The organism is Belliella alkalica (assembly GCF_022549785.1).
Lineage (GTDB): Bacteria > Bacteroidota > Bacteroidia > Cytophagales > Cyclobacteriaceae > Belliella > Belliella alkalica.
Genome location: NZ_JAKZGO010000004.1, coordinates 14,056 through 26,160, shown reverse-complemented (window position 1 = coordinate 26,160; position 12,105 = coordinate 14,056). Strand labels below are relative to the sequence as shown.

At 36.5% G+C, this 12,105-nt stretch carries 11 protein-coding genes; 1 reads left to right on the top strand and 10 read right to left on the bottom strand.

Annotated features, from left to right (window positions below; all coding sequences use genetic code 11):
* Positions 1 to 8: 8 nt before the first annotated feature.
* Positions 9 to 1,700, top strand: a complete 1,692-nt coding sequence (locus tag MM213_RS05820) for a capsule assembly Wzi family protein (protein WP_241410531.1) — start codon at positions 9 to 11, stop codon at positions 1,698 to 1,700.
* Between the two features lie 2 nt (positions 1,701 to 1,702).
* Here the strand turns inward: MM213_RS05820 and MM213_RS05815 are convergent, their stop codons facing one another.
* The 10 genes from MM213_RS05815 to MM213_RS05770 all read right to left on the bottom strand — a co-directional run bounded on the left by MM213_RS05815 (position 1,703) and on the right by MM213_RS05770 (position 12,081).
* On the bottom strand, positions 1,703 to 2,842 hold the full coding sequence (locus MM213_RS05815; RefSeq protein ID WP_241410530.1) for a BamA/TamA family outer membrane protein: 1,140 nt from the start codon (positions 2,840 to 2,842) through the stop codon (positions 1,703 to 1,705).
* 39 nt (positions 2,843 to 2,881) lie between these two features.
* Positions 2,882 to 5,287, bottom strand: a complete 2,406-nt coding sequence (locus MM213_RS05810; protein WP_241410529.1) for a TonB-dependent receptor — start codon at positions 5,285 to 5,287, stop codon at positions 2,882 to 2,884.
* A gap of 86 nt (positions 5,288 to 5,373) precedes the next feature.
* Positions 5,374 to 6,069: a fatty acid desaturase gene (locus tag MM213_RS05805; RefSeq protein ID WP_241410528.1), complete on the bottom strand. Its 696-nt coding sequence runs from the start codon at positions 6,067 to 6,069 to the stop codon at positions 5,374 to 5,376.
* Positions 6,070 to 6,100: 31 nt separating this feature from the next.
* Entirely contained in the window at positions 6,101 to 6,946 is an 846-nt protein-coding gene (locus MM213_RS05800; protein WP_241410527.1) for a 4-hydroxy-3-methylbut-2-enyl diphosphate reductase, read from the bottom strand.
* Between the two features lie 3 nt (positions 6,947 to 6,949).
* Positions 6,950 to 7,660 carry a lycopene cyclase domain-containing protein gene (locus MM213_RS05795; protein ID WP_241410526.1) on the bottom strand — a complete coding sequence of 237 codons (711 nt, stop codon included), beginning with the start codon at positions 7,658 to 7,660 and terminating at the stop codon, positions 6,950 to 6,952.
* 3 nt (positions 7,661 to 7,663) lie between these two features.
* Positions 7,664 to 8,506 carry a phytoene/squalene synthase family protein gene (locus tag MM213_RS05790; protein WP_241410525.1) on the bottom strand — a complete coding sequence of 281 codons (843 nt, stop codon included), beginning with the start codon at positions 8,504 to 8,506 and terminating at the stop codon, positions 7,664 to 7,666.
* A gap of 21 nt (positions 8,507 to 8,527) precedes the next feature.
* Positions 8,528 to 10,009 carry a bifunctional phytoene desaturase/3,4-desaturase gene (gene crtID / locus MM213_RS05785; RefSeq protein ID WP_241410524.1) on the bottom strand — a complete coding sequence of 494 codons (1,482 nt, stop codon included), beginning with the start codon at positions 10,007 to 10,009 and terminating at the stop codon, positions 8,528 to 8,530.
* Positions 10,010 to 10,013: 4 nt separating this feature from the next.
* Positions 10,014 to 10,526 carry an RNA polymerase sigma factor gene (locus MM213_RS05780; RefSeq protein ID WP_241410523.1) on the bottom strand — a complete coding sequence of 171 codons (513 nt, stop codon included), beginning with the start codon at positions 10,524 to 10,526 and terminating at the stop codon, positions 10,014 to 10,016.
* Positions 10,527 to 10,741: 215 nt separating this feature from the next.
* Positions 10,742 to 11,644 carry a MerR family transcriptional regulator gene (locus MM213_RS05775; RefSeq protein ID WP_241410522.1) on the bottom strand — a complete coding sequence of 301 codons (903 nt, stop codon included), beginning with the start codon at positions 11,642 to 11,644 and terminating at the stop codon, positions 10,742 to 10,744.
* Entirely contained in the window at positions 11,641 to 12,081 is a 441-nt protein-coding gene (locus MM213_RS05770; protein ID WP_241410521.1) for a sterol desaturase family protein, read from the bottom strand. The genes MM213_RS05775 and MM213_RS05770 overlap by 4 nt, the downstream gene beginning before the upstream one ends.
* Positions 12,082 to 12,105 lie beyond the last annotated feature (24 nt).

The window sequence follows — 12,105 nt, the reverse complement described above, 5'->3', positions numbered from 1 at the left end:
TTAGAATTATGAAAAATTTACTAAAACTCAATGTATTCCTACTTTTGGCACTTACAACTTTTGAAAATGTAGCGCAAACCCTTCCTATCAGTACACTTGGGATGGAAGAATATTTGAGAAGAAAACAACTTTTGGGAGAAGTAGATCGCTTTAGTTCTTTTACGATAAGACCACTTTATCCAGCTCAGGCATTTGATACTAATACAGGTATAGATATAGATAATAGTTTTCAAGATTTTGACACATCGGAGATCAACATGAGATTCGGAGACAAAAATCAAGGTACCTTCATGCTCATGCCATTTACAATTATGAATCAATACAATTCAGATTTGACATTTGGACAAAATGATGGCGCAATGATTCCAAATAAAGGTATGCAATCGATGATTAGCATGGGAGTATTTGCAAGTTATGGTATTTTTAGTCTTCAGTTTCAACCAGAAATTGTTTTAGCTCAAAACAAAGATTTTATTGGCTTTCCAATCGAGCATCAATCCACAATTTTGTATTACTATGAATATCTTAATAGAATTGATATGCCTGAGAGATTTGGCACCTTGCCATATAGAAAATTTCTTCCAGGACAATCAAGTATAAGAATCAACCCAGGAAGCTTTTCTATAGGATTATCGACTGAAAACCTTTGGTGGGGCCCTGCAAAAAGGTCTTCTCTGATACTAAGCAACAATGCTCCAGGATTTGCACATTTTACAGTCAACACCAGGAAGCCTGTGAAAACTGCCGTTGGGCATTTTGAAGGTCAAGTCATCGCTGGACACCTCAGTAGTACTGACTACGAATTACCTCACCAAGATTATATTTTTCAGCAAAACAATGTATTCATACCAAAACGAGAAAATGGAGATCGCTATCTATCAGGCTTGATATTGACCTATCAGCCAAAGTGGGTGCCTGGACTTTCTTTGGGATATGCCTCCACAAATCACATGTATAGGAGTGATATGGACGAGCTAAAAGACTATTTACCTGTATTCAATGGTGAAAAAAGACTCAATAGTATTGACAATTCTAAAAGAGAGCAGAGGCAACAATTTAGCTCAGGTTTCTTTCGATGGGTAACTCCAGAGGGACATTTTGAATTTTATGGCGAATACGGAACCAATGGCAATAGTAGGAGATTGAAGGAGTTTTTTGTGACTCCTGAAAGAAACCGAGGATTTACATTTGGCTTTAGCAATATGTTTCCTCTTACTAAAAAGGATCAATACATTCAGCTTAGTGCTGAGATGACTCAAACTGGACAGACTATTAGAGAAAGTATAAGAGACCTCGATACATGGTATATTCACGATCACGTAAGACACGGCTATACCCACCAAGGTCAGGTGTTGGGTATGGGCTATGGTCCAGCAGCAAATGTTAATTGGCTAGAAGTAAGTTGGGTGAAAAACTACAATAGAATAGGTTTTCAATTTGAAAGAATTGTATACAACAATGACTTCTATTATTTCCGAATGGAAACATCCAAAGATTGGAGAAACAAATATATAGATCTAGTACCAGGTCTTGTTGCTGATTGGAGATTTGGAAATCTCCTTCTTAGTGGAAGCGTACAGTATGTGAATACATTAAACTATAAGTGGTATCTCGAAAATGATCCGGATTTCTATTTCGTACCTGGAGATGATCGAAAAACTGTAATGGGAAGAATTGGCATTTCTTACATTTTAAAATAAGATCATAAAACTTCATTCAAGCCAAAATAAAAGGCTCTTTGATCTCCAAATGCAATGTCAATCCTGATATTCAACCCTTCAGGATTTAACTTGTATCTAAAACCGATTCCTCCACCATATTTCATCCGACTAAGAGCAAATTGACTTGGAGTACTAGCCACTTGACCTGCACTTCCAAAAAAAACCATCCCGAAATTTCTGTAAATCGGCACTCTATACTCTGCTTGATGCACTACAGCATGACGATCTCTATACCTGCCCTCAAAGTACCCACGCATCAAATCACTTCCCCCTATCAAGGAAATATGCTGAAAAGGTGGATTTCCTGTCGTAAAACTCCAATAACTCTGAACTGCCAAAACCTGGCTCTTGAATGGATTGAGGAATTTTCTGAGGTCTAGCGCATATTGATTGAAGGTGAAATTACTCCCCAAAAAACTCTGAAAACTCATCCAAGTCAATCGATTGTACCAGCCGTCTGAAGGTTGAAAAATGTTACCTCTAGTATCATGGTTCAATACCAATCCCAAACCTGAGAGCCTCTGACCGTCTGATCCCGCTACTTGATCTGTGTCAAGGATACCTCCGACTTCTTTTTTGTAAATATCGTCTATCCTAAATTCATATCTTGGTCCCAAGTACAAGCCTTTTGCTATTCTCTTTTCATAATTCAAATGAAAATATGCATATCTTGTGGAATAGAACTCCTCATTGGAAGCGTCAAGATCATTTCCTATTCCATAAAATTTGAACGGGTAATTTGTAAATTCCATCCTCGCATTCAGAAACTCCTTATTCTCATTCATCCACAGATCCAACTCAGTAGTTACAATCGTCTGATTATTTAAAGTGTATAAGAAAGTAATAGGCAAAGTAGAAGGTCTAAGCAATTCATTGGAAGCATTTTTATGCCTAAATATCCTTATCGCCCTGATTCCCAATCCAAGGTTAGTCTCTGGAGAATAGACTACTGCAGGGATAAAAGACCATTTTTCCCCCGAAATCAAATCAACAGTATTGTCAGCAAAATCGAATAATTTTTCGATCAAACCCGATTTTTCAACACTGTCTGCTTCTGAAATCGCTTGTGGATAAGCTTTCAAAGAAAAAAATAGAAACAATATTACCCATGCTTTTTTCATCGGCAACAAAGTTACGCTTTCGATTCAGCTTCGCAACACCTAAAACTCGATGATGACCCCAACAGTAGGCAACACTGTACCTGCTGGGTTTTCAGCCAAGCGTAATAAGTATCTGGAAGGATCATTAGGATTCACTTGAATTTCACCAGACATATCCCTTACCGGAATCAGGTTGGGTGGTTGTTGGGCTTTGAAATTGTATGCGTTCTGAATATCAAAGTACCAGTTGAGATTCCATTTGTCAAAGAAATATTTCTTGTCTATTCTTAAATCCAGCTGATGAAATGCTTTAAGTCTAATATCATTGATGCGGTTGAAATCATTGATTCCAACTCCTCTAGCATCCCAATTATTGATCAAAGCTGAGCTTTGCAGGTCAAAAGGAGTATAAGGGGCACCACCTAAGAATCTCCATCTTCCACCGATTTCCCAGTTTTTGCCAAATCGCTTACCAGCAGTCAAGCTGACTATAAATCTATTGTCCCAAGAAGATGGTAAAAATCCATCCGTATTAGGATTGGTAAATTCACTTCTCACCAAGGTCACTGCTGCGATTCCATAGAAATTGTTGAATAACCGCTGCTGAGCCAAAAATTCCACCCCGTAAGCCCTTCCTTCTGCATTGGAATTGACTGGCTCATTTCCGATGACACCAAAATCAGCCCCCAAATTGGCCAGTGCAATCCCATTTCTGATCGAAGATGGATAATTATTATAATGCTTGTAAAATCCTTCTATTGTGAACCTCCTGTTTTTCTCAGGAAACACGCGCTCTATCCCAGTGATAAATTGGGTAGACCTGATAAATTTTATGTCATTTAGCTGATTTACTAATGCTCCCTCGTTATTTCTATAACCCAAAGCTGTATAAGGCGGCTTTTGGTAATAGATCCCTGAGTTTGCAGTCAGGAAGAAATTAGGCTTCAATTGATATGAAAAAGAAAGTCTAGGGCTAATTTGATTGAGAGGATTTTGGGCTGTCGCTCCAAAATCACTTCCATCCATTCTCACTCCTCCAGAGAGCAAAAGCCGCTCATCCGATGAAGTTTTTGTCCCGGAAACAAAAGCCCCATAACTATTAAAGAATGCTTTATTATTGACCGAAATGATTCCTCCTTCACTGGATAATGTACTTCGATCAAAATTATTGATCAAATACCTAGCAAATTCATAATTCACTCCATATTTTAAACTATACCCTTTTCCAAAAATACTGTTTTCAGCCCTAAATTTATTTTCACTTTCTTGGGAAGTATAGTCAAAAAGGAGATTTTGAGGGTCACTTTCATCGTTGTTGAAATATTTAATGGACTGATTGTTCAGCATATTTCGGCTAAGAATAAATGTCCAAAAACCATTTTCCCTGTACCGCTTCAATTTTGCACCAGTTGCATAATTCCATTGGGAAGAAATCGGTAGACTTCCCAAGAGATATAATCTTTCTTCCCTTTCTTCAAAAGTCTCATTATTTGGAACGTCAAAATTCAGAGCAAACTGATCAATGGCACCCACACCGATCAAAGTCAATTCTGTTTTGTCATTGAATTTTGTTTTGGTCTTAAATTGAAAATCATTGAAAGTAGGCAAAAAAGGCAAGCCAATCAGTCTAAAGAGCCCTTGCAAATAGGATCTTCTAGCTGATACCAAATATGTAGTCTTTTCTCCCAATGGCCCTTCATTGGAAAGTGTCAATTCACTGGCTCCAACTGTAAGCTGGGTAGCCATTTTATCTCTCCTGCCTTCCTTGAGCTGAAATTCAAAAAAGGAGCTTAGAGAGTTCATCCTATTTGCTGGAAATCCACCTGTGATTACCTCTACATTTTGGATTAAGTTTACATTGAGAATTCCAACTGGACCGCCTGATGAGCCTTGTGTGGCAAAGTGATTAATTACAGGAACTTCGATTTCATCTATGTAGAATTTATTCTCATTTGGCGCCCCACCCCTGATAATAATGTCATTTCTAAAACTTGCTGTACTTGCTACCCCAGGAAGTGACTGGATTACTCTAGAAATATCTCTGTTGCCACCTGGATACCTTTCGATTTCATTGGCATTGAGTTTCCTTACAGATAGTGGTGTTTCTTCCGATCTGGAAAATTCTGAGCTTACGACCACTTCATTCAGATCAGCAGCTTCTTCTTCCAACTCAAAATCCAATTGTACTGGTTTGGCTCGGGAAACTTGCACCTCAAAAATCGTTTTGCTTCTAAAACCCACAAAACTTGCTCGGACATTATAAAGTCCCGGCTTGATTCCTTCTAGTCTATAGATACCATTTTCATCTGAAACAGTTCCTATGTCAGAATCCAAGATGACGATATTGGCAAATGGAATTGCTTCATTGCTAACAGGATTTCTCACTTTCCCCTGAATGACTCCATCTTGGGCAAAACTATTGTATGAAATAAACAAAAAGCTAACTATTGTAAACAGATTTCTCATAATTGCCAATTAACAGTCTATCTAATCTATTTTGGACATAAATGGTTTCGGGGTTTTGATAAAAAAATAGAAAATTTCAAAATTTACTAATCTTTCAGCCTCCAAAGCCTCCACCATGGGGTGCCAGGAGAATCGTGATGTTCAAAATGATATCCAAAAAAGTAACAGGACAAAAATGCCCAAATATGGTTTTTTGATTGTGTTTTAGAATGGTGAATATTCTCAGATTCACCCATATGTGGTCTGTAAGTACCGAAATAAAACAACTGGAAAGTAGCCAAAACTGCTGGCAACATCCAGAAAATGATCAGATTTTCTGTTGGAAGAAATAGCTTTAGAATATTGAATGTGACAGCCATAAGAAGTATCTGCCATATCGAAACATATTGCTTTATAAAACTAAAATACCAAAGAAAGAAATTGTCAGAATGATGATAGTCAGGATCTTTGTCAGTGGCCACATACTTGTGATGCTCGTGGTGTTTTGGGAATAGTTTCCAATAAAAATTGTAAGAAAACAAGATTGCAGTAAACCAGCCTATCGTGTGGTTCAGTTTTTTGTTTTTTGAAACCAACCCATGCATTGCGTCATGTGAAGTGATGAAAAGCCCTGTGTAAAGGTGTGTTTGAACTAAAACACCCAAATAAGTAATAGGATTGGACCAATTCAAGTTGAAACTCAATAGAAAAACCAAAGATGCACACCATAGAGCAATTACAGAAAAAGCAATTATGATTCCTTTAGGATCTATTGAATTTGTATGGCTTATAGTATTGGACACGAGGCAAATTTAGAGAAAATTAATTCGCAACTTAAAACTTACTCAATCTTTCTTTAACTTGTTCCATTAGCCACATTGGAGTGGATGTGGCACCGCATATGCCAACTGTATCATTTGGAGAAAACCATGAAGGACTGACTTGATCTTGGTTGGACACAAAATGTGTGTTTGGATTTTTTTCCTTACAAACATTGTACAATACCTTCCCATTAGAAGACTTAGTACCACTTACAAAAATGATTTTATCGAATTTTTCAGCAAAAGCTCTAAGCTCTTTGTCGCGATTTGATACCTGACGACATATAGTATCATTGGTGTTTACGGTAATGTCATTTTCCTTCAGGATAGCATTGATCTCGTAAAATTTATCTGTGCTTTTTGTAGTTTGGCTGTAGAGGGTTAAGTTTTTAGGAAGGCTCGGAAGATCCAATTCTGATATATCTTGAAAGACTACTGCCTCATTGTTGGTTTGTCCCAAAAGTCCTACCACTTCGGCGTGTCCATGCTTGCCGTATATATAAATGGTCTCTTTCTTATCAAATGAGTTCTTAATTCTATTTTGGAGCTTCAATACTACCGGACAGCTAGCATCGATCAGGGTGAGGTTGTTTTTTATGGAAAGTTCATAAGTAGAAGGTGGCTCCCCATGCGCCCTGATCAAGACTTTTTCATTTTTCAAAACTTGAAGCTCATCATGATTGATGATTTTAAGACCTTTATTGGTAAGCCTATTTACTTCTTCATCATTGTGGACAATGTCTCCAAGACAATACAAGTACCCCTGCTCATCTAATATTTCCTCAGCCATTTCTATGGCATAGACTACACCAAAGCAGAATCCGGAATGCTGATCTATATGTACTTGAAGATTCATCATAAGCTATAAACTTGAAGTTGAATGAATTGTTTTCATACTTTTTATCTTCTCATAGATACTAATATTCATCAGAAGTAATATCATCGAATATACAGTATCTTCTATTGGTATTGTAAGGATTCTTATTGATAAATTTTCTGAGTCATTATACTTCACCACCGCCTCGTCGATAAATGACCCTGTCAATACTCCATTTACCAATATAAATGGAATCAGTGAAACCAAATAAGTAAGAAAAAACCTCCCAAGGTACCTTCCTTTAAAAAGGATATAATGAAAGGAAAGGATAATTGCTGCAAGAAGGAAATTTACAGATGTGTACCACTTGTCCAAATTATAAAAGCCAATGATTAGAAATAGTATAACCAAGGAAAGTGTTGCTGATTTTACAATTGGAGCAAATAGGTCTTTTTCCACAAAGTAATTTAACACTTCATAAATAAAAATACAGGCAAATGGAACAGTCAGAAAAAAGAGCCATTCTTCTAATGGCAGCTCAAAAAAATAAATTCCCAAGAGGTATCTTGGATTAAATTCCCAGACTCCGATCACAGTAAACCAATGATCCCAAATAAGAAAAAAAACGCCTGTAAGCAATATTGCAGGAAACAATGCATACCAATTTTTGGCATAATGAACCCTGTTTTCAAAAGATCTCAGAAGAGGAAATGATATGGTTAACAAATTAATAAATAAGTAGAGATATTTTTCCATGATCTAAGCCAAGCCCAGTTTCATAACAAAGTAAGTACTCAGCAAGAGCGACATTTTTCTAGAATTCGGAATTCTGACTCTTTCTTTTGTTATAGTCTCAGGAGGCAATGACCTGATTTTGTCAAACAGCTTTTGGTAATATAGATAAGCTACTTTGACGCCCATTTTCGCACCTTCGGGCAAATTATTTATTCCAATTAGTGATTCATCAAAATCTTTTTGGATATCTTCTTCTATCAGTTGTTTGGCTGATTTGTCAAATGTCATGAAGTCAACTCCAGGGAAATACACTCTACCTCTCTCTTCATAATCACTCTTGATATCTCTCAGAAAATTAACTTTCTGAAATGCCGCACCCAGTTTACATGCCGGAGATTTGAGGCGGTCATAGTTTTTTTCATCACCTTCACAAAACACTTTCAAACACATCAGACCAACTACTTCTGCAGAGCCGTATATATATTCATTGTATTTTGTATCATTATAAGTGTTGAAATCCAAGTCCATTTCCATACTATATAAAAAGGCTTCTATTAATTCTAGATCAATTTTATACTGATTAACAATGATCTGAAATGCATGAAGTACTGGATTCAAACTTATTCTTTCGCTAATTGCCTTATAGGTATCTTTTTTGAACAACTCTAGCAAGGCTTTTTTATCATAATCGTGAAATGTATCTACGATCTCATCTGCATACCTCACAAATCCATAGATAGCATATATAGGCATGTGAAATTTTCGGTCAAGAGTTTTGATTCCAAGAGTAAAACTTGTGCTGTATCTTTGGGTGATCAGCTTGCTGCACTCAAAAGTGGTTTGATCAAAGAGGGCTTTTGCATCCATACTATTAATATACAATTTTATTTACAAATTGTTTTCTTTGATCACTTCTTTGGCTACTACATGTCCAGAAATCAGAGATGGTGGAACCCCTGGTCCTGGCACGGTAAGTTGGCCAGTATAATAGAGGTTTTTTACTTTTTTATTCTTCAAAGAAGGTTTTAATATGGCTGTTTGCAACAAAGTATTTGCGAGACCATAAGCGTTGCCCTTGAATGCATGATAATCTGATTTGAAATCACTGTGAGCATAAGATCGTTTATAAATCACATGGCTCCTAATCTCTTGTCCAGTTAATTTCTCAAGTCTGTCCATGATCATATTATAATACTTCTCCCTCATTTCTTCAGAATCTTCCAGATCTGGAGCTAGCGGAACAAGCAAAAATAAGTTTTCACTTCCTTCTGGAGCTACCGTTGGATCAGTGATGGATGGTACTGACGCATAAAACAACGGTCTTTCAGGCCATCGTGGGTTTGTATATATTGCATCGGCATGTGGTCCAAGTGGTTCATCGAAGAACAAATTGTGATGCCGTAGATTTTTTAGTTTTTTGTTGATCCCAAGATAGAACAATAGACTACCAGGTGCCATGACACGGTTGTCCCAGTACTTGTCGTCATAGTTGCTGTATTTGTCTTCGAGGACATGCCTATCGATATGGTTGTAATCTGCTCCAGCGACTACAACATCTGCTTGATACTCATTCCCATCTAAAGTAGATACAGATGTTGCCCTGCCATCTTGGATGTTAATTTTTGAAACTTCGGCATCAAAGTGGAATCTAACACCTTTTTCTTTGGCCAAATTTACCATTCCTTCAATAATTTTGTGCATGCCACCTTTAGGATACCAAGTCCCCAAAGCTATATCAGCATAGTTCATCAAGGAATAAAGTGCGGGAATATTATTGGCAGTTTCTCCGAGGAATAAAACCGGAAACTCCATCAAACGGATGATCTTGTCTTCTTTGAAAAACTTGCGTACATGTTTTGACATGGATTGAAAAATATCCATCCTAAGCATGTCCATGAGTAACTTAGGACTAGCAAATTCCAATAAAGATCTACTTGGACGGTACACCAAATCTTGAATTCCTACTTTGTATTTATAGGCAGCTTGATTCAGAAATTCGTCTAATTTTGGACCAACTCCAGGCTCCAATGTTTCCAAAAGCGCTCTGAACTCATCTAGGTTTGCAGGTATATCCACAAAGTCATTATCCCCAAAAATCACTGTGTATGATGGGTCTAACCTTAAAAGATCATAATAATCAGAACTTTTCTTGCCAAAATGGGAAAAATAAGTGTCAAAGACATCTGGCATCCAATACCAGCTAGGCCCCATATCAAAAACAAAACCCTCGATCTCGAACTTTCTAGCTCGTCCACCGGGGGTACTATTTTTTTCGAGAAGAGTTACATTATAGCCTTGCTTTGCAAGGTGTGTAGCAGCAGAAAGGCCAGCAAAGCCAGCCCCTATAACTACAACATTTTTTTTGGACATGTTATTAATTTTTGTGTCTGTACACGTGAAGATCGTCTTTTAATATTTTACGTGCAATATGTATTCTGTTTTTTACAGTACCAATAGGTATATCTAATTTTTCAGCTATCTCATGGTATTTGAATCCTCTGTAATGCATCATGAATGGACTTTTGTAAACATCATCTAGACCCTCAATGGCACTATGTATATCATCCATGGTAAAATCTCCATATGCTCCATTTTCAACCAAAATATCTCCTGAATTGATATAATGCAGATTGTCAGTAGTATCTACAAAAGTACCTCTTCTCACCATCCTTTGATAATTGGTAATAAAGGTATTTTTCATGATAGTGTATAACCATGCTTTCAAGTTTGTACCTTCTGTAAATTTATCCTTATTGGTGAAAGCCTTAACCATAGTATCTTGCATTAGGTCATTTGCATCATCCATGTCTCTTGTCAATTTCAAAGCAAATGGCTTCAAAGAGCTAGAGAGCTTATTAAGTGAATAACTGAATTCTAGAGTTGTCATGGCATTTTGTTTTTGTTGAATCAAATATATAAATGATTAAACAAAGCGCAAAACTTTTTGTGTAATTTTTTTCATTTTTTATTAAACAAAATAAAAACTAGGAATGACGAAATCCATCAATATCTATTAAAATCTTTGTTTTGGATGTATATACACGTATTTAGTCAAAAAAAAAGACCCTGAGGTCTGTTTAATTTTTTATTATTTTTGGTGAACTATTTCTCTTGATAAACTTGGTCTAGTTCTTCTAGATACTCTTTTATATTTCTTATGTAGTTCATTACTCTAACATTGTCTTGGAATTTAAAATCTTGCCCTAATATTTGATAGCCAGAAACAATTAATTCAGAATCTTTGTAATTAGATGACAGGAAGTTAATGTATTCCTCAACTTGATCAGCACCAGGAGCTGTAGTGATTACAGTCATTAGATAATCTGGTTGATGCATTTTGTATATCAACTCTAAGTCCGCCTTTGGCGTACTTTGACCTAGATAAAACACCTTGTGTCCTTTAAGCTTTATCAGATATGCAGCAAAAAGTAGGGATATTTCATGCAGTTCCCCTTCTGGTAGAAATAGCAAGAATTTTTTTCCACCACCTTTATAAACTTGACCATCTATAGCAACTATGAGCTTTTGTCTGACCAGATTACTTATAAAGTGCTCTTGGGCAGGGTTGATAGCTCCAGTTTGCCACAGAACCCCGATCTTGGACATAAAGGGATAAATTATATTCAACATTGTCTGCTCAAAACCAATTTTCAAGATATTGGTTGAAAGAACTTTATCAAATCTCTCCTCGTCCATCTCAATCATACAGATAGTAAGTGCATGTATCTGATCGTCATGGGTAAGAGTTCTTTCCGTCAATTTCACGACTTCTTCTCTGATTTCTTTGATATTCATCTTAGCGATTTTGCTAATTTTGAAACCATTGTCATTCAGTAACGCGACATTTAAAATCAACTTTAAATCGTCGTCATCATAAAATCTAATATTTGTATCCGTTCGTTTGGGACTTAGCAAGTTGTATCGTTGTTCCCATATCCTCAAAGTATGCGCTTTGATTCCCGACAGCTGTTCCAGATCTTTAATTGAATAGGTACTCACGTTCATTTTGCTTTAAAATATTTTTTGGGTACTATGAATAAACCAAAAGAGACAGCATCTTCTTTTTTATTGGTTGCATGATGTGCCTGATGTGCTTTGAATATTCCCCTCAAGAAATAGTTCTTCGGTCTTTCAAACCATTTCACTCTCCGATGAATCAATACATCATGAAGGAAGAAATAACTCATACCATATAAACTGATCCCCACACCCATCCAAAATCTGTAATCAAACTGATTAAATCCAATTACAATCAGTACGATTGCAATACTACCAAACAGCAAAGAAAACAGGTCATTCAGTTCAAAGAATGATTTTGATGCTTGATGATGTGTTTTATGGATATTCCATAAAGGCCCATGCATAATGTATTTGTGTATGAACCAACCAGAAAATTCCATTATGGAAAAGCCTAATATAATATAAAGGACTGCGTACATCATTTGTTTAACTTCTTTTTGTACAAC